Below are 20,270 nucleotides of genomic sequence, written 5' to 3' on the forward strand. Positions count from 1 at the left end.
TCAATTGTTTAGTAGAAATAGAAAACTTAATTTATGGGGTGGTTTAAAAATGAGTATCTTTGGGAAAAAAGGGCGGATCCAGTTTTTGCGCAATCAGCCAAACAAGCTCCAACAGGAAAGCGAACAAAACTCGAGCGCGGCGACAGGAGATAGCTATACTGGTCTGTTTTCGTCTGCATCATCTGTTAAGTCCAAACCAGAAGCTGCCTCCAAACCGCGTGTGCTTCCGGAAACCGGGACGAAAACCGCAGTGACGGATCGTCCGGTTGCCAATTTGCGTTCTGCGACTGCGTCTACCACAACGACGACTACTGCCAAGTCGACATCTTCGTCACTAACGCAATCTGCCTCAACATCAACCTCTAACATGCACACAGGCTCGCAATCATCGTCAGCCGCTTCACGCACCAGTGTGGCAACTTCTGCAAAGTCAACGATGTCAGCTAAGTCACCAGAGGCTAGCAAACCGGCGATGGCAAAACCAACACAGAGCGAGCGCAAATCAGGAGAGGTACCAAGTTCGGCTCCAAAAACCGAAGCAACAAACATCACCGCCAGTTCGGCTAAAATTGACAATGCCAAGAACACCTTGAAACAAGCAATTTCTACATACAATGAGGCACGGCGAACGCTTCAAACGAATATGTTTGCTAAACGTGCCGATTTGCAGGCAGCCCTAACCCAAAACAAGTTGACGTTGGCCCAAACACAACGCGACATCAAAGTCATGCAAAAACGCATGGCCCAAAATGATGGTAGTGAGTTAGTTCCTGCGCAAAATACAATTAGCGATTTGCAAAACCAAGCCAATAAAATTGCGAGCCAACTCAAGTCCAAGCAAGGCATCCTTGACGATCTCAACCGCCAACGCCGATCTCTAGAAAAGCAAGCGCAAATGACCCTTGAGCAGGGTAAGAAATTCAAGCAGGATGAAGAGGCAATCATGGCCGCTTTTTCCGACATCAAAGATCCGGAAAAAGTCCTCGCCTTTGCCGATGCTCATCGTAAGCAAATCGATGACATTAAGGCCGGTGAAAAAAAGCTAACCGCAACGCAGCTCAGCTTGAAGAAGCAGCTTGAAGATATTATCAATGAAATTAACCAAGCTAAAGATGAAATCACCAAAATCAATAGCGAACAAAATGCCAATGGCCAAGCCATCACCAATGCGCAACGCAAGCTTGATACATTAAAGGCTAAAATGGCCAGTGATCAGGCTGACGACAAAGCCCAATTAGACAAACTTGAGCATCAACAGGCCGATTTAACAGACGAGTCAAAACGTTTGCATGACCAGTTGCATACGCTCAGTGATGGCATCACCGCATGGTTGAACTTCTCGGAGCCGGTTCATGCTTTGGGTGAAGCTGATTATGCACCATTAATTCTGGATATTGATTCGTTCTCTGCACATGATTTTGAAGCGCTGGCCCCATTAAGTGACATGTTACAATCAATGCCAAAGAAACAGGTCGGTATTTTCACGACCTATTTCAACATCGATTTGGTTCCGACCATCGATGCCTGGTCAACGGCTAACAACTTCAATCCGGATGAAATCCAAATCATCAACTGCCTTTATCAATTGCAAAATGCTGGCGAGGGCGCCGAGAATGCCGCAACGTTACCTGCTAATATCAAAAATCGCCAATGGAATGAAAACCACACGGCCGAAACCATCACCATGCCGGATGGTCAAACCAACATGCTTGTCACCTATCAACTCGACGCCCAAAAGAAGCCGACCAAGCTCATTGCGAAGATTGCCTATCGCCAAGGTGACAAACTCACGAAAGAAAGTTTCTTCCGTAAGAATGGTGTGCTATCGGCCAACACATTCTATGACGTTGCCAACGGGATCACACGCAAAGAGTTCTACCGTCGTGACGGTTTGCTCGTCGTTTCAGCAACTTATGAAGGTCAGAAGTTAAGCGACATTAGTGTCTTCAACGAGGCCGGTCTGCAAATCAACTCTTTCGACTCCCTTACGGCTCTCAACGTTTGGTGGCTACAAAAGTCATTCCCGCAGGAAGGCGCTATGATCGGCAACTTCAAGTCCAAAGCCTACCGTGATTTGACCGCCAAATCCGGCGTCAAGTTAGTGCCATTTGTCGATGAAGCCGTTGTTGACACGGACGACTTTACTCGCTGGATGGCCGATCACAAGCAACAGGCCTTTATCACCAACAACGTCACGACACAAAGTGCCTTAGCCAAAAAGGCCAAGCTGCCACTTTATGTTAATGTTCTCAATCAGGCACCATTACCGGTTCAACTTTCGATGCCCGCTGATTGATCATTAACCAAAAATTCCATAGAAAAAGGACTCGGCTGCAAGCCGGTCGTAATAAGAACCCAGCGCTGGCGCTCACTTGGATGAGCTTGCCGCGCTGGGTTCTTATTGTTGTCTCTTCTGGTACTGACCGAAAAGATCGTTTATTCAGCTTGAATCATTTTACTGTCCTCAATCTGATGTTGTAACTGCAAATTTTCAAAACGCAGATTGTTGACCTTATCTTGCAATATCTTTGTTTGCTCTTGACTTTCTGCATACTTGTCGGTTAATGCCTTGATCGACTTTTGTGCCTCTTGGAGTTTGGCCTGCAATTCAGTCACAAACGCTTGTTGGCTTTCGCTTTGAACTTTTTGGCGATCAAGCACCTCTTCATGGGTTTGTCTGACCTGCTCGCGAATCTTGCCAAGCGCTTCATTAGTATCATTTAAATCCTTTTTGGTGTTTTCCAGCTCGTTCTTAGTCACAATCAGGTTGATTAAAATCTCACTGAGTTTATTGACCGTCTTGCTATGTGTGCGCTCGAATTCAGCGGAAGCATCCAAGTGTTGCGTAAGTTTTGTGGATAGAGCCGCTATTTGTTCTTGGTTCATTTGGCTTTGTTGTTGAAGTGCTTTGATGGCGACCATCACAGCGGTCTCTGTCTCTGAGCTGCGACCTGTGGCACTATGCACTTCAGTTGAGTCGGAAGTTTGGTCAGATACCTTTGGCTTTTCAGTAGTGACGTGCTCAACACTCGGCTGATTCTCCGAAACTTGTGTCATCTGTTGGTTAGGTACAGATGCGCCAGCGTTACCCTCAGTTGGAGCCTGTGAATGGGTTGAGTTTGCTGTTGAACTCAATTCTTCATTCTTTTCTGATGAGACTTCAATAACTTTTTCAACTGCGGCTTGTGAAGCTGACTTGGCTACATTCATTTCCGGCGTCGAGCCATTCTCCCCATCCTGAAGTTGTTGTGTTGTTTTTGCCGGATCCGATGAGGCGGTTGCGGCTATCTCGGTACGAGTATCACCTGCTGATGCAATGGCCGCAGCATCGGAAGCTTGCGCATCAGCTTCAGAGAGACTTTTATGATTGAAATGATCAATGTCAATCACATTGTCCGGTTTAAAGGCCATGCCTGCTGCCGGAGTTGACGCCTCGCCTTCTTTTCTCTCTTTTTCAGTAGCAGTTACTTTCAAATCCGCAGTATCATTAGCATCAGCCGCTGAAGCCGATTGACTGCTCGCAGATTGTTCAGAATCAACATAAAGTGTTAACTGGTCGTTAGCAAAGCTCAGTTGCGCACCTTTGGAAATGTTCATCGTCCAGTTTTTGCTTTTCACTACTTCAGACTTTTCAGGAACGTCATCCGCCTGAGCTTGTTCCGCGTTACCGGATGGCTCTAATTCACTGGCTGTCGCTGTCCCTGCGATCCCTGTCTGTAAACCGTTGGCGTCCGTTCGAGGCAACAACTCCGCAAGGCCTGCGAGACCGTCATCCCCAGCCCTACGCAATTGCTTCTCCAACGCACCGAGAAGATCATCCTGATCTGACGTTTTTTTCTTAGCAAATAGGCCCATCTTCATCTTCCTTTCTAAAATCGGTTCACACGTTTCATTGTCAGTAACTTTTAAAGCAATGACGTGTGAGATTATCTCGCAACGTTAATTTTTTGCAGCAAATAGCCAAATTACGCGACCGCCACGGTTTTAATCGCAGGGTCAGCATTCGGTGCGATCGCTTTTTGTTCAGCTTGCAACTGCTTCAATTGTGCTTGAAGGCTTGCAAATTTCGGCGAGTCAACATAAACAAAAGTTATGTCTGGAAGCGGCACCGTCTGGGGATTAGTTTTCGCATTGGCCATTGCCAAAGCTTTATCATACAGACTTTTATCACTGTAGGTTGGGGCTTCAAAAGCGTAATAATAGCTGTACTGATTTTTTTCGCTCGGTGATTGGGTAAATGCCAACCCCATCGTCGGACCGCCATACAGCAAATTTGCCCGATGTCCATAATGCCCATCGCCAATTGGCTCCGGATTATCCGATTCATCATACCAATCCATGACCAGATAATAGGCAATTTCCTGATTAGAGTGCATGCCCTCGATAATCCCCTTGCTGGCACCAATATCTTCAGTCGATCCGTGAGAACCATCGTGACTAAAGTTCGTCATAATCTCTTGAACCCGCTTAGTGGCAAAAGCCTCTTCACTGGCTGAATAACTCAGCGGTTTCTGGCCATTTGACGTGCGCAACTGATTCACATATTGTAGAAATTCACCGGCGATTTCTTTGGCGTCCGGCTTAAAGTCCGGATTAACGGCAAGATAAACTGCTTCTTTGCTCGGATAGTTAGTGGTGGAAGTGAATCTGGAGGCAGGGTTGCTGTCAGAGTGCGGTAAGGATTGGATAGCATTCTTTATACTAGCAAGTGTGGCACTGTCAGAAGGGATGGTGTACGATTCTTTACCTCCCACTCTGACTTTTCCCATTTTGGTAACGATAGTGCCGTCGGGATCGGTAAATTCGAAACGTTGAAAATAAATTCCTGGTAATGTTACCGGAACCGTACCATCAATTCTGATGTCTGACAAGCTAACCGCTTTCCCGGTGGAATTGACAGCAGCTATTAACATTTTAGTTGGATTCCAACGCGTGCCCAAGGGAATGCTCATATCGAAAAGATTAATGTATGGTGTTAGCGTGGTGCTCTTCGATGTGTCTGTACTGTCACTATCGGTGGCGTCAGGGGTTTTAGGGGCAGGCGTCTTTGAGTCACCATTTTGATGGTCCTTGCCATTATTGTTATTTGTCGCTGCACCGGTACTGGATGAACCCGGAAACAATCCTTGGATCGTTGTTTTCACTTGGTTAATCACCCATTGAATCGGTGCCATGATGCCGCCAAGAACATCTTTAAACATCGTCATTGCCGATCCGGCAAACGAAGCAATCCCATTGACCACTGACACACTGATATTCAAAACGCCTTGCAGTGCGTTAATGATTGTTGGTGCAACTGTGGCCGTGATGTTTGAAACGCCGGTCAAAACACCTGAAAGTCCAACAACCCCCGCCACCGCCTTGACGATCGAAGCTGGTCCTAGATTCGTCGCAGTATCTAAAAGTGGGTTAATGGAGTTTGCCAGATTCTGACCAATAAATGGAATGGCTTTTAATACTGGTGAGATCACACCTTGAATCGCTTTACCAATCGTGTTAATGCCAAGGTTTAGCGCGCCGGAAACCAAACCGGTTGGGTCAATGCCAAGTGAATTAGCAACAGTAACTGCATCTTGAGCAGCTTTGATTGCACCACTGGCAAGTGGCAAAATCACATTAACAATTGGCAGCGATCCTGCTACGGACCGCAACCCGGAAACGATTGCGGAAAGCCCATCTAGAGCACCGTTAACGCCATTTTTGATGGCCCACTTAACCGCATCTCCAAGTGTCAAATTGTAGACGTCACTAATTTGCTTAACCAGTTGACTCAGGTCCGGAGCCGTAAGCCACGGTTGCGCCGCTGACGTACTCGTTGCGCCCAGTATGATTGCTGACGCGTGATCAGCAACTGATGATGATGTGACTTCTTCTAACTTTGCTTCATCCTGACCCTGATTGATACTGGATACGTACTGGTCGATGTGAAGACTGGCATTGATGGCTTGACGAACCCTAGCTTCTTGATTTTTTTCTACTTCATCGCTGGTTGCGTTAGAAGTGATTGATGTGGAACCTTCAGTGAAGCTAGAACTAGTCTTAGTTTCACTTTCAGCGATACTTTGAAGTTCAGCGCTCAACGAAGACCCTTCTTCAGTATATTTATCGTTTTTAGTTAATTCGGCGGTGGCGGCAGGCTGCGAAACGTTTTGTGCACTGCGACTTGGATCGTTTTCGGAAGTTGTGGAAGCTAAGTGAACAACCGGCTCTTCTGTCGTTGTTGCAACCGTTTCATTCTTTTGCTGCGAGACAGGTGCACTTGCCTGTGATGCCTCTTTTGTTGTCGAAACTTGTTGTGTCTCTTGCTGCGGCGATACTGTTGTTTTTTCTTGGTTGTCAACAGTTGGTTGATTATTTTGCTCGCGAGTTACTTGAAAACCAGCATTCTTGTCCCTTGTCACTTCAGAGTTCTGTAAATTATCAGCTTGAGTAGCCGTTTTCTGAACCTGATCCGTCACTTTAATAGCTGTTTCTATATCTGATTGTGTATCTGCATTGACGTGATTTGTCATGACTGCATCCGCCAAAAACGCCCCGCTTGCAAAAGTTACAATCACACTTGAAGCATACAACCACTTTTTCCCAGATTTCCATCTTCTAAACCGGGTGATCTTGGTTTGTTGATTAAGCCACCTTTGCCCGCTATGATTCCCCATTATCTAATCTCCTTCTCCATAATTGTCAGCGTCAACGTTTAAGCAGTTCGCTCATAACCGCAAAAACAGTCTCCTTGTTCGATTCATGATCTTTTGCACTGAAACTTAAAAAAAGAAGTCAACCCAAAAGCTCGGATTAACTTCTTTCCCGCCTTCAGTGAACTGATGTGACTGTTCACATAAAAACTTTCTTACTCAACTTCGTGGACTGTGACAATTGTCTTTTCTTCAACTCTCTTACCAGATACCTCGTCATAAAATGCAACTTTAACAGGATAGAAACCTGGATTAGTAGGCCAAACCTGACCTTCGTATTCAAGCTTAGCTGATGGCACGTTGGCACCATCTGAATACGTAGCGTTTACAACGACATCGCTTGGATCAAACCGCAATCCAACTGGCAGCGAGATTGGTTTTAGTTTCAATTCTTCTTGCATAAATATCACCTAGGCGACCGTGACTGTCGCGTAACCGGTAACAACCTCGTTATCGTTCATTTCATTAACGAAGGAGTACTTAACATAAAACTTACCTGGCAAATTAGTATAGATATTTCCTTCAACCTTGATGTTAGATTTTGAAATATCCTTACCATTACCATCCTGAGCGCTGACAATCGCATCAAAAGGATTAAAGCGTGCACCACGGAACAACTTAATGTCCTTCGTCTTCAACTTGCCAGCCTTAGAAGCAAGACTTTGGACCGTGTTGATCAAATCAGAGATTCCTGGCAATGAGCCGACATCCTTGATCAACAACTGAAGGTTTGGCAAATGAAGATTCAAACCAAGTAGGCTTGCGACCGCACCGATTCCACCACCAATGGCACCGCCTATAACCGATCCGATTGGTGTCCCAACCAGCGTTGCAATCGTATCCGTCAAGGCAGTGACCCAACCAACTACAAAGAACATGATTGGATCAACAATAATCCCAAGGCCGATAACACCGATAACACCACCGATGAAACCTGCAATCCCGTCAACAAGCGTGCCGATAGGGAATGAGATAATCCAGTCGCCTAAAGTTTCACCGACAAGTGCACCGATGGCAGATCCTAAGGCTGTCCCGCTGACAACAGTATCAAGATTGCCATCTTTATCAGCTAATCCTGGCCCTGAGGTGGCCCCATAATAAGCACCAAGTGGAGCACCAATCAACCCGGTTAGCCAGCCCGTGATACCAGGAGCCCAACCAAGGTCACCGGCCGTACTTGGATTGGCAACCATCCCAACGATCGGAATTAATCCAAGGATTGAGTTCAGAATGGTCCCGGGAATCCCCGCAACCAGATAAGCACCAAAGCCCCCTACAGCCGTTGCGATTGTGCCATAGAACGTACTACCAATTGCACCACCAACCAACGATTCAATAAACTTACCGATTTCACCAAGTCCCGTCAGATCCGGAACAAGTCGCACTGGGTTAATATTCGTTGCCAACCATGAAACCACGTTCCAGATCGTTCCGGTAATGCCACTTGTAATGCTGCCTAAATCAAATCCGGCGAGCGAGGTTGACATGCTTGCCTTCGAGATAGATGATTTCAGCTCATTGGCAACAGCATCTTGTGCGTCATTAATTTGCTTGGTCATCGCCTTGTAAGAATCCTTGGCTTCGTATTTCTGCAAATCATCAGCAAAAGCCTTACCAATATCTGTTGCAAAGAACGATGCAGCTAAGGATTGAATCGCTGTCGCATCGGAAGCCTTTTCTGCCGCCGTCATAGCCTTGCTAAATGCAGCAAATTCAGGAATGTCCGCATACGACTTCAAGGTTTCCAATAATGCTTTGCCATCAGCGGTCTGTAGATAAGCTGTCACAGCCGCAGAGCTTTGGGCAGCACCTGAATCGGCTGCTAATTTAGCTTCATCGAGGAGTTTCTGACCTGCGTCGGTTTTCATGAACTCAGCTACCGCGGCAGAATTAGCGGCTGCTTTTTTTGTAGCATTAGCAGATGCCGCCGAAATACTCGATGACAATGAGTTCAGCATTGCTTTTGCTTCAGGCTTATTTGCCAATGATTCCAACGATGCTTTGACGGCTGCTAACGAATTTAACGCCTTGCCTTGCGACGTTGTGTTAAATTCAGCAATCAATGCCCGTTGCTTGGCAGGATCAGCAGCTGCATCTGAAAGTTGTTTCTTAAAAGCCAAAACAGCAGGATCATTCGCCAACGAGCCAGCTTCACTCAAAAGACTTGCCGCGCTCTTGAGTTTATCGCCAAGCTGGGCAAAAGCAGCACTGCCAGCCGGTGTTTTCGCGTAAGATGCCGCTGATGATAAGAGATCAGCAAATTGTTGCGATGTTGGTGCACTGGAACTTGCTGTTGTGGCATCAATTGATGCTGCAAAGTCCATTCCTGCCTTTGTAGCGGCAACCGCAGCAGCGGAGGATGCCGCATTGGTCGTGGTTGCTGCGCCACTGTTTGCAGGTGCAGGTGTTGCAGCCGTTGCAACAGTAGCTTGTGAAGCTGCTGCACTCGGCGCCTGTGTCGAAGTTGCGACTGGCGCTGCTGCAGAACTTTCCACTGCTTTGACTGTCTCTGTTGCCACTGATGGCGCAGAAGGCTGCTCAACGTTTTTAGTTGTCTCCGCTGAAGCCTCACTTTGGACAGCCGCCGATGAAGCAGCTTTAGCACTTGCTGCAGCCTGGTCGACTTGCTGTGCCACTTGAATCGTGTCGGTTGTGACGTCGGCCTTAACTGTTTTCCCTGATTCTAAGGCACCCGCGCCGATAATTGAAACCACCAGCGAAGAAGCGAATAACCACTTCTTGCCTTTTTTCCAAGAACGAAAATGCGTATTTTTAATCTGCGCTTTTTCGTTCCCCCTTTGTCTTTGTAAATTTTTCTTCATATGATTCGGCCCCACTTTTTCATTGTTTGCTCTTAGTTCATTCAAGCAAATTCAGACTACATTACGCTTCATGACGACGGTGACGTGTTGCACCGTAAAGAGATAATGCAGCCATCAAGCCAACACCGGCTAATGCAATAGCACCTGCAGTTTCGTCTTCGCCTGTTTGTGGTAATGAATGGTCGCCACTAGTAGAACCCTTGCTAAACTGATTTCCTTTGTTCGTGGTTGATCCACTCGTACCGCCAGTTGCTGGCAATGTACCCACACCACTGGCACCGATCGTTGAACCGTTGCCATTCGTGCCATTGCCGTTCAGGCCAGTCCCAGTACCATTGGTTCCATTACCACCATTGTTGGTCGTATTAGCACCTGAACCATTCGTACCAGTCCCTTGGCTATTGTTACCATTACTGTTCGAACCGTTGCCATTATTAGTGCCATTGCTACCGTTGTGATTAGCATCAGCGCCGGTACCTGTACCGTTAGTACCAGTCCCTTGGCCGTTGTTACCATTACCGTTCGAACCGTTGCCACTAGTAGAACCATTGCCACCGTTGTGATTAGCATCAGCGCCTGTGCCCGTACCATTAGTATCAGTTCCTTGACCGTTGTTACCACTACCGTTCGAACCGTTGCCACTAGTAGAACCATTGCTATTACTACCGGAACCATTTGTACCATTCCCGTTACCATTGGCATTATTGCCACCGCTATTCGTACCACTACCATTGCCATTAGTATCAGGAAGTGCACCATTGTTAGCTTGAGTAGCCAGATCCTTAGCAAGATCGCGATCAGCTTCAGCACGACTTGCCGCATTTGCAGCATTGTTAGCATCAGCAATCGCAGCATCGGCGTACCGCTTAGCAGCTGCTGTGTACTTAGCAGCTTCATCAGCCTTGCCAGCTTCTTTAAAGACGCCAGCTAAGGACTGAGCAATTTTGGCTGAATTTGCATTGGTCGCGGCATCTGTTGCATAAGATGCAGCATTTGAACTAGCTGTCGATGCATCAGTATTCAAGTATGCGATTTGCTTATTATTCGGATCATTCTTTGCAATAGCGGCAGTGGATGCTGCTGCATCAGAGGCCAAGGCCGCGGACTGTTTAGCAGTTTCTGCAGCCTTGGCTGCTGCGCCAGCATAATCTTGCGCCGCAGCAGCATTGCTAGCAGCTTTAGAGGCGGCGTCATTCGCCGCGTCGGTTGCTGTACTTGCTGCCTGAGCTGCGTCACTTGCTGCTTGAGAAGCTGCAGATGCGTCACCCTTAGATGCTGCATCACTCGCTTTAGCGGCAGCATCTGCTGCGTTTGAGGCGGCATCACTCGCTTTAGCGGCGTCACTATTGATGGCCGCATCAGAAGGGTTGTTCTTCGCATCATTTGCAGCATTCTTCGCGGCATCGCTTGCTTTCGCGGCATCGTTGGCGGCAGCTTTGGCAGCATTGTTAGCTGCCTCCTGAGCAGCTGTCCGTGCCGCATCACTTGCCGTCTTGGCATCACTAGCTGCTACATTCGCTGCATCACTAGCCTTGCTTGCATCGCCTGCTTTAGCTGCTTGTTCAGCAGTTTTGGCAGCATCAGCCGCATGACTGGCAGCATCGGAAGCAGTCTTGTTTGCGTCCGCAATCGTCTTGTCATTTGGATATTCATTTGCATATGAACCAGTTTGCTTAGCAGAATCAGCTGCATCTTTAGCAGACTTATTTGCAGCATCGGCATAACCATTTGCGGCTGTGCTTGTGCCAGTATCGCCGGCTGACGAAGCGGCCTTCGCGGCATCCTTTGCCGCATTGGCTGCTTTCACAGCATCGGCTTCAGCACGACTTGCTGCGTTTGAGGCAGCTGATACATCGCCAGTCTTGGCAGCTGTATCAGCATCTTGTGCCGCTTTGGCAGCATCAGCGGCGGCAGCGGACGCCTGCTTGAGCGCATCAGCAATAACTGCATTATCAGGGTACTTATTAGCGTAATCACTTGTCTGATTTGCTGAATCAGATGCCTGATTTGCAAAACTGTGGGCGTTAGCTGCGTAATCCTTAGCCGCGTTCAATGCAGCTTGAGAGGCCTTGGCTGCTGCCTTGGCCGCATCATTTGCTGCATTGGAAGCCCTTACAGCATCATCTGCTGCACGACTTGCCGCGTTCGACGCATCAGCAACGTTGCCACTCTTAGCAGCCACGTCAGCATCTTGAGCAGCTTTGGCGGCATCGGTCGCTGCGTCTGAAGCTTTCTTATACGCGGTTGAAACATCCGAATCTTGAGGATACTCATTCGCGTAGTTGGCAGCCTGTTTTGCTGAATCTGCTGCTTTATCTGCAGAACTATGAGCATCGGTTGCATAACCTTTTGCTGCGTTCGATGCTGCTTCAGAAGCTTTGGCGGCTGCCTTGGCTGCATCATTTGCCGCATTAGAAGCCTTCAAAGCATCATCCGCGGCACGACTTGCTGCATCGGATGCTTCCGCCACATTGCCACTCTTGGCAGCTGTGTCAGCGGCTTGAGCAGCCTTGGCCGCATCAGCTGCAGCGTCAGATGCTTTCTTGGCAGCATTTGAAACAGCAGAATCGTCAGGATACTCGCTTGCATAATCATTAGCTTGGTTTGCCGAGTCGGAAGCATTATTCGCTGAACTGTGTGCATTATCCGCGTAACCTTTTGCCGCGTTCAATGCTGCTTCAGAAGCTTTGGCGGCTGCCTTGGCTGCATCGCTTGCAGCATTAGATGCCTTCACAGCATCAGCCGCGGCACGACTTGCTGCATCGGATGCTTCCGCCACATTGCCACTCTTGGCAGCTGTGTCAGCGGCTTGAGCAGCCTTGGCCGCATCAGCTGCAGCGTCAGATGCTTTCTTGGCAGCATTTGAAACAGCAGAATCGTCAGGATACTTGCTTGCATAATCATTAGCCTGAGTTGCTGAGTCGGAAGCATCATTCGCTGAACTGTGTGCATTATCCGCGTAACCTTTTGCAGCATTCAATGCTGCTTCAGAGGCTTTTGCGCCAGCCTTGGCCGCGTCGTTTGCGGCATTGGATGCTTTCAACGCATCGTCCGCTGCACGACTTGCTGCATCAGATGCGTCTGAAACATTACCACTCTTAGCTGCCTTGTCAGCTGCTTGAGCAGCTTTGGCGGCATCGGTCGCAGCATCAGAAGCTTTCTTGTAAGCAGTTGAAACAGCCGCATCATCAGGATACTTGTTGGCGTAATCGCTTGCCTGGCTTGCAGCGGCTGCGGCATCGTTTGCTGAACTATGCGCATCATCAGCATATTCTGTAGCTGCCTGAGAAGCTGCTTCAGAAGCTCGTTGTGCTGCTTTTGCTGCGTCGTTTGCAGCATTTGCTGCTTTCGCGGCAGCATTTGCTGCGCGTTTGGCCGCTTCAGAAGCACTAGCTGCATCATGGTTCTTGGCAGCACTGTCAGCATCTTTAGCTGCTTTTGCAGCATCGGCTGCGGCATCAGCCGCTTTCTTGGCAGCATTTGAAACAGCAGCATTGTCAGGATAATTATTTGCAAAGTCGCTTGCCTGACTCGCTGAATCAGAGGCTGCGTCAGCCGATTTGTGAGCATCGGATGCGGCATTGTTTGCCGCACGCGATGCAGCGTCACTCGCAGCCTTCACTGCAGCATTAGCTGCGTTTGAAGCGTCCGTGGCCGCTTTAGCAGCTGTCGAACTATCGCCATTACGAGCGGCATCACTCGCTTTGGCAGCTGCTGAACTTGCTGTGCTTGCTGCAGCGCTTGCGTTATTTGCATCGTTTTGGATATTGGCATCTGACGGATTATCAAAAGCATTTGAAGCGGCACTGGCAGCAGCATCACTCGCTTTGGCTGCGTCATCGGCTGCAGCTTTAGCGGCATTGCTTGCTGCACGTGATGCAGCATCACTAGCCGCGTCAGTCGCTGCCTTGGCAGCATTCGAAGCATCCGTGGCCGCTTTTGAAGCCGTAGAACTAACGCCTTTGCTTGCAGCGTCACTCGCCTTGGCAGCTGCTGTACTTGCCTGGCTTGCCGCGGCATTTGCCTTGTCCGCGTCACTTTGGATATTGGCATCAGACGGGTTGTTCGCAGCGTCACTCGCAGCCTTCTTGGCCGCATCGCTAGCTTTGGCTGCATCATCTGCCGCTGCTTTTGCTGCATTGTTCGCTGCGCGTGATGCAGCATCACTTGCGGCTTCATTCGCTGTCTTTGCAGCGTTTAAAGCGTCATTGGCTGCTTTGCCAGCCGTGGAACTGTCACCTTTGCTTGCAGCGTCACTTGCCTTGGCTGCTGCTGTACTTGCCTGGCTTGCTGCTGCATTTGCTTTGTCCGCGTCACTTTGGATATTGGCATCAGACGGGTTGTTCGCAGCGTCACTCGCAGCTTTCTTAGCTGCATCGCTAGCTTTGGCTGCATCATCTGCCGCTGCTTTTGCTGCATTGTTTGCCGCGCGTGATGCAGCATCGCTAGCTGCGTCGCTTGCTGTCTTGGCAGCATTCGAAGCGTCTGCAGCCGCTTTTGAAGCCGTAGAACTATCGCCCTTGCTTGCGGCATCACTTGCTTTGGCTGCTGCAGTGCTTGCTTGGCTTGCTGCCGCGCTTGCTTTGTCTGCATCACTTTGGATATTGGCATCAGACTTGTTGCCTGCAGCGTCACTCGCAGCCTTCTTAGCTGCGTCGCTGGCTTTGGCAGCATCATCTGCCGCTGCCTTCGCCGCATTGGCTGCTGCGCGTGATGCAGCGTCACTGGCTGCGTCACGTGCCGTCTTGGCGGCGTTTGAAGCATCCGCGGCCGCTTTTGAGGCAGTTGCACTGTCACCCTTGCTTGCGGCATCACTTGCCTTTGCAGCTGCTGAATTTGCGGCACTAGCTGCTGTGCTTGCCGTATCCGCATCACTTTGGATATTGGCATCAGACTTATTGTTGGCAGCATCACTGGCTGCACTCTTTGCCGCGTCGCTTGCCTTTGCGGCATCATCGGCTGCGGCCTTTGCAGCATTGCTTGCAGCACGCGATGCAGCATCACTGGCTGCGTCGTTTGCTGTCTTGGCAGCGTTCGAAGCGTCCGCAGCCGCTTTTGAAGCCGTAGAACTATCGCCTTTGCTTGCGGCATCACTTGCTTTGGCTGCTGCAGTGCTTGCTTGGCTTGCTGCCGCGCTTGCTTTGTCTGCATCACTTTGGATATTGGCATCAGACTTGTTGTTAGCGGCATCGTTTGAAGCATTCTTGGCTGCGTCACTGGCCTTGGCAGCATCATTTGCCGCTGCTTTGGCAGCATCACTGGCAGCCTTAGAAGCAGCCTGACTTGCAGCTTCTGCAGCTTTAGCCGCTGTGTTAGCAGCATCGGAAGCAATGCGCGCATCACTTTCTGCTGTACTTGCGGCATTACTTGCTTTTGCAACATCCCCCGTTTTGGCAGCATCACTTGCAGCATCAGCTGCTTTTGCAGCGTCGGCAGCCGCTGAACTTGCTGTGCTTGCTGCAGTAGAGACAGTGCTATCAGAAGGGTACTTGTTGTGATTTGCTTCCGCCTGTTTTGCAGAATCAGATGCGGCATTGGCAGCTTTTCGAGCAGCATCGGCATAGATACCTGCCTGCGAATTAGAAGTGCTGCCGCCACTATCATTGCCACCGTCACCGTATGCAGTAGCTGCCTTCGCAGCGTCACTGGCAGCTGCACTAGCTACCTGAGCAGCATTGGCAGCCTCATAAGCCTTCTCAAGTGCGGTTGGCACATCACCACTCTTTGCGGCGTTTGCTGCATCACTTGCTGCAGTGGATGCAACAGCGGCGGCAGAGGTCGCAGTACTTGTGGCTTTAGAAATTGCAGCATCGGAAGGATATTGTTTTGCATAACCTTCTGCTTTAGTCGCAGAGGCCGCGGCTTGGTCAGCAGAATTCTTTGCCTGACCAGCCAATTCTTTTGCTCGCACCACATTAGCTTCACTTGTAGCCAAGCTTGCAGCATCGGAAGCATCTTTTGCAAATCCAGCAGCCTGATTAGCCGCGTCAGATGCTCCGGAAACGTTGCCGTTCTTGGCGGCGGTTGCGGCCGCTGTAGCAGCATCGGAAGCTTTAGCTGCAGCACTGCTTGCGGTATCCGCAGCATGAACAATCAGTGGATCGCTTGGATACTTATCTTTCGTTGATCCTGCCTGCTTAGCGGAGGTAGCAGCATCATCTGCAGACTTCTTAGCTGCATCTGCAAATTTTCCGGCATCGGTAACGGCAGCACTGCTGTTCGCATCTGATGCTGCAGACGCTGCTTTTGCCGCTTCAGCCGCTGCATCAGATGCAGTTGCGGCCGCTTGGGAAGCAATAGCAGCCTGACTGAATGCAGTATGCGGATCGGTCTTTGAAGCGGCTTCATCAGCAGCCTTAGCTGCATCAGAAGCTACCTTGGCAGCGGTGTCTGCTTTGGCAGCAGCCGCGGAAACCTTCGCATCAGAAGGATACTTTTTGGCAAAATCATCTGCCTGACTTGCAGATGTCGAGGCTTGATTTGCAGAAGCTTTAGCATTGTCAGCATAGCCTCGCGCCTCATTGGCATTTGCCTGGCTATGAGCCGTGGCAGCTGCATCAGAAGCAATTTTTGCGTCGCTCGCCGCGTCACTCGCTGCATTGGAAGCAGCAGATTCATTGCCATTCTTTGCTGCATCAGACGCTTGAGTTGCAGCATCAGACGCTTTAGCCGCTGCAGAAGATGCGGTACTTGCCGCATTAGAAATCAAGGTATCGGAAGGATACTTTTTAGCGTCAGTGCTTGCTTGACTTGCTGAATCCGATGCCGCTTCTGCAGATTTCTTAGCATTACTTGCAAAATCTTTTGCATCTGCAGCTGCGGCAATTGTCTTAGCTTTGTTCATAGCATCGGTTGCAACCTTGGCGGCATCAGATGCATCATTAGCTTCTTGCAAAGCTTTTGCAGCTTGTTCGTTTGCTTTGGCAGCAAGTGACGAGGCGTTACTTGCTGCTTTTGCTGCTTCGTTAGCATACGAACCAGCAGCATCATAGTCGCCGGCTTTATTGGCCGCGTCTACTTGAGCAACTGCACTCTCAACCGCCTTATTTGCATCCGCAACCGAAGTAGCCAGTCCCTTAGCGCCTGCAGCGTCACTAGCTGCTGCTGACGCAAGCCCTGCTGTCTTAGTGTTAGCAGCAGACGCAACACTATTGAGATCTGCTAGGTCCTTGTTATCTGGATGTCTTGATGCAGCACCAGAGGTATAGGCGTACGCAGAACTGGCAGCTGTACTTGCCGTGCTTGCAATATCAGCGGCGGAATTTGCCGTCACCGTTGCTTGGCTTGCTGAAGTGCTTGCTGTAGAAGCATCAGACGTTGGTTTCGTTGTGTCTGCAGCTGGGATAACCCGAATAAAGAAATACCCAGTAAAGGCTCCGACAAATTCTGTCGCACCGGTTGCCTGTGCAGCTTGAACGGTATAAACAACTGCATACGTACCCGGCTTGTTGTAGTCTTCAACACTGTTCCATACTGGAATATTGGCATCTGTCTCTGGACGACCAACTTGCTTGGCAAGCTCTGTGCTGATCTTAGGTAAAGGCGTGATCGCCGCAAATGGTCCATGAAACGCGCCATCCCCGACATCGGTTGTCTGTGAATAGTCAATGACACCTTCCGCTAAGCTTGCACTGAGCGTCACCCCATTACCTAAGTCAAAGGTTACAAGTTGTTCGCCTTGTGTTGCAGCACTCGCGACCGCATTGTCAGGAAAGGCGCTCTTGAAAGCTGCGTCCCCCGCATGAATCGTCAAGTTGTTGGCAGTCATCAAAACAGACTTATCGCCATTTTGATCCATGGTCAGCGATTTGGGAAAATCACCGCTATCACTCGCGACAGACCCCGAAGCCAGCGTAACCGAGCTTGCGGCTGCTGGGTTTGCAGTTGCTGAACTTGCAGCTGCTGATGAAGCCGACGCAGATGCCGGAGTCGTTGCTGTTTGCACCTGTGACGCCGTACTTTGTGTCTGCACATTGGTAGCAGCTGCTGAACTTGGTGCAGCCGCTTGTGCCTGGGAAGCTACCTGAACGCTTGCCTGAATTGCAGCATCATTAGCCTGACTCTGTTGGGCAACCGCACTTTGCGGCGCACGACTCTGCGCGCTGGAAGCTGCTGATTGTTGTGCAACAGATGATGTTGGCGTCGAAGTATTGCTGAGTGCCGCCGCTGCCGCAATGGACTGCTCAACATTCGAGTCCGCATGAACCGGCGCCGATTCAGAAATAGCGACGCCAGCACCGCCGGCTAAGAACGCAAGGATACTATAAGCAAATACCCAACGCTTCCCCGCCTTATACATTTTGAAGTTCGTATTTTTCTTTACGAGCCTCTGCTTTTTATTGAACTTTTCCATTTGCTCGCCCCACTTAATTAAAAAATTGGGACACCATTGACCACATTCTTGATTAAAAATGTGAAAACGATGTCGCATAAATCTGTGGTCCAGTGGCAAAATCGAGTCTCAAGTTCGATTTACCATTTTTTACAAAAGCTGCTGAAATACCGACTTAAGCCGGCCGACCACCATTAGTCTTACGTGATGTTTTAAAATCCGAAAAAGGCTAGTCAGGTATTGGCGTTCTAGAATGACCAATATTGCTAGCATTTGGCGATCAGCAAGCCCACAGCAACCCACCCAAGAGCTGGTATACGTCAGACAGCTTGATGATTGCATTTGTGGTTTCGCTTAAAATTTGATGACAGGCAAGTCACTATTCATTTGCCTGTAATTACGATCACCCCCAGATATTATGCCTGTTATTTTGACACATTCACATGTTATAACATTTTTCATACCATCACAACTCCAATGTTATAAAAAGATTTTTTAGTATTTTGACAACGTGTTATTTACTTTAAAAAATATTGCCAAAAGTTGACAATAGCAGCCTTTTATTGGCCATTTATGAACCTTTTACGATTTTTTGAGCTCTCAAAGATTCTTAAAAAATCCATTAACGCCACTATTTTATAATTATTAATATTTCAAAATCTAAAATATCAGAATCTTAACTGAATGTTATTTTTCCAACTTTTTGACTATCTGGAATTCTTGATGCATTCAATCTAGCTGCTTTCGAATTCTAGTTGCTTACTCATTCGCCTCAAATTTTAAGGTAAAAAAAGAGATGGTCATCGCCATCTCTTCCATACGTTAACAATTCAATTCTAAGGGTTCCTAAATTTTGAAATTATAGTGCTTCTGCTGCCAACACTTTCGCACGCTTTTTCGCAGCGTAGTCGAACAGCGTCTGCCATTGTTCAAACGTATTATCGTCCGTAAAGCGCAACGCATTTTGATAAGCTTCCTCACTGAAGGCTGCCAGCTTGTCCTTATGCGTAAGCAAATCAATGATGGCGTCTGCCAAGCCATCAATATCGCCGTTTTTAGTCAGAATGCCGCTTTTACCATCTTCGAGAATGTCTGCCGGCCCATAATGAATATCGTTTGCGATCATGGGTAACCCATGCGACTGAGCTTCGATCAACGTTAACGGAAAGCCTTCAGCTCTGGATGGTAACAGTCCGACTTGTGCGCGGTTATAAACCTCGGCAATATTACTGGTATATCCTTTGAAGAGAACGCTATCCTCCAGATGCATTTTCTTGACCAACGCGCGCATCTTGTCCCCCATATCGCCATTAGAATAACCCCACAACTCAAGCTTAGCATCAGGAATGACCTTGAGTACCTTTGCGAATGCTTTGATAGAACTGTCTTGTTGTTTTTCTGTGGCCAAGCGTGCAACGTGCACAATCAGATTATTTTCGCGTTGTGTAAAAGGTACTTTATTGGCTTCAACATCCGCAGCCCTAACAAATGCAACCCGAATCGTAAAAATTGGCGGTTTAGTTCCCCAGCGTGCTGCCACATCTTTGGTTTGTTGCGCAGATGGCGCAATAATGCCATCCCACCTGTCCAAGTTGTTTAATGAACTTGCATAGAAGTTGTTCAACCGATCATGCATGATATCTTTGTCATCAGCCAAGTGATTGTTATGCAGATGGAACACTTTAAATGCCGGCGTCTCCATATGCCGCAGCCCCCAACCTGTTTCAGTGGTCCGATCGCTAATAAACACATTGTATCCGCCGTCGACTTTGTTCAGCTGGTCGTAGAAAAACCGCGTTAAATCATGTATGCCGTCAAACAGATAATCTACGCCCTCAAAATCGTCTAGCTTATAGGAAAACTTATCCTTATTTGCCCGATTGAGATAATGCAATTTTTCAATTTTAACATTGCCATCTAAATCTAGATAATGTTCCTGAAAAATATTCCCCGCGTTATCAAAGTATTGGTTTAAGCAAAGGATGCCCCGTGAATCCCACCAGCTCATTTTGATGGTGCGACCCGTTGCATCAAAATACTGAACATTACTGATTTCACGCGGATTAGCTGCACCTTGACGTAAATACGCAATTTGATAAAGTTTGTTGTTCTTCAGATAAGTAATCTTGTTGTTCTCCGACTTCTGGGTGATATTGTCACCGATAGGAACAACATCGTCAACCGTTGTCACTTTCTTTTCAACGTTGGTTGTGCCACAGAAATAATCAAACAGATTAACGAAGTGATCATCACTGATCTTGGCATCAGCAGTCACATCGTGCAAATTCATAGCAAAAACACGGGTGACGATCTTTGCCGGCACCTGATGCTGATTGAATAAGTTTAGTCGCTGAATTTCCGCACCTTCAATGCCTGATTTAGCGAACTGCATGTTTTCATTTAAAAAATAATACATGACCTGAC

The 20,270-nt window shown here is 48.4% G+C and carries 7 protein-coding genes and 1 pseudogene; 1 reads left to right on the forward strand and 7 read right to left on the reverse strand.

What is annotated here, in order from left to right:
• Positions 1-49: 49 nt before the first annotated feature.
• Positions 50-2,296 (forward strand): hypothetical protein, encoded by a 2,247-nt coding sequence (locus LACSTY_RS11810; protein ID WP_087912797.1) that lies wholly within the window; start codon positions 50-52, stop codon positions 2,294-2,296.
• A 140-nt stretch (positions 2,297-2,436) separates the two neighbouring features.
• Here LACSTY_RS11810 and LACSTY_RS11815 read toward each other — a convergent pair whose 3' ends face one another.
• The 7 genes and pseudogenes from LACSTY_RS11815 to LACSTY_RS11840 form a co-directional block, all read right to left on the reverse strand.
• Positions 2,437-3,855 (reverse strand): hypothetical protein, encoded by a 1,419-nt coding sequence (locus tag LACSTY_RS11815; RefSeq protein ID WP_087912798.1) that lies wholly within the window; start codon positions 3,853-3,855, stop codon positions 2,437-2,439.
• Positions 3,856-3,965: 110 nt separating this feature from the next.
• Positions 3,966-6,512, reverse strand: a complete 2,547-nt coding sequence (locus tag LACSTY_RS11820) for a CAP domain-containing protein (protein ID WP_162494846.1) — start codon at positions 6,510-6,512, stop codon at positions 3,966-3,968.
• A gap of 36 nt (positions 6,513-6,548) precedes the next feature.
• Positions 6,549-6,656, reverse strand: a pseudogene (locus LACSTY_RS14705) (KxYKxGKxW signal peptide domain-containing protein); the annotation flags it as partial.
• A 191-nt stretch (positions 6,657-6,847) separates the two neighbouring features.
• Positions 6,848-7,093, reverse strand: a complete 246-nt coding sequence (locus tag LACSTY_RS11825; protein WP_025012831.1) for a bacterial Ig-like domain-containing protein — start codon at positions 7,091-7,093, stop codon at positions 6,848-6,850.
• A 9-nt stretch (positions 7,094-7,102) separates the two neighbouring features.
• A complete protein-coding gene (locus LACSTY_RS11830) occupies positions 7,103-9,514 on the reverse strand; it encodes a KxYKxGKxW signal peptide domain-containing protein (protein ID WP_087912800.1) in 2,412 nt (803 codons plus the stop codon).
• Between the two features lie 61 nt (positions 9,515-9,575).
• Positions 9,576-17,867 carry a Ser-Ala-175 repeat protein gene (locus tag LACSTY_RS11835; RefSeq protein ID WP_161492248.1) on the reverse strand — a complete coding sequence of 2,764 codons (8,292 nt, stop codon included), beginning with the start codon at positions 17,865-17,867 and terminating at the stop codon, positions 9,576-9,578.
• An 838-nt stretch (positions 17,868-18,705) separates the two neighbouring features.
• Entirely contained in the window at positions 18,706-20,262 is a 1,557-nt protein-coding gene (locus tag LACSTY_RS11840; RefSeq protein ID WP_087912802.1) for a glycosyltransferase family 4 protein, read from the reverse strand.
• Positions 20,263-20,270 lie beyond the last annotated feature (8 nt).

The organism is Lacticaseibacillus styriensis, assembly GCF_030770295.1.
Classification (GTDB): domain Bacteria; phylum Bacillota; class Bacilli; order Lactobacillales; family Lactobacillaceae; genus Lacticaseibacillus; species Lacticaseibacillus casei.

What these genes read in the sequence shown, in the direction of transcription:
- LACSTY_RS11835 (WP_161492248.1), bottom strand. Translation starts at nt 17,867, where the DNA reads ATGGAAAAGTTCAATAAAAAGCAGAGGCTCGTAAAGAAAAATACGAAC.
- LACSTY_RS11825 (WP_025012831.1), bottom strand. Translation starts at nt 7,093, where the DNA reads ATGCAAGAAGAATTGAAACTAAAACCAATCTCGCTGCCAGTTGGATTG.
- LACSTY_RS11830 (WP_087912800.1), bottom strand. Translation starts at nt 9,514, where the DNA reads ATGAAGAAAAATTTACAAAGACAAAGGGGGAACGAAAAAGCGCAGATT.
- LACSTY_RS11840 (WP_087912802.1), bottom strand. Translation starts at nt 20,262, where the DNA reads ATGTATTATTTTTTAAATGAAAACATGCAGTTCGCTAAATCAGGCATT.
- LACSTY_RS11815 (WP_087912798.1), bottom strand. Translation starts at nt 3,855, where the DNA reads ATGGGCCTATTTGCTAAGAAAAAAACGTCAGATCAGGATGATCTTCTC.
- LACSTY_RS11810 (WP_087912797.1), top strand. Translation starts at nt 50, where the DNA reads ATGAGTATCTTTGGGAAAAAAGGGCGGATCCAGTTTTTGCGCAATCAG.
- LACSTY_RS11820 (WP_162494846.1), bottom strand. Translation starts at nt 6,512, where the DNA reads ATGACAAATCACGTCAATGCAGATACACAATCAGATATAGAAACAGCT.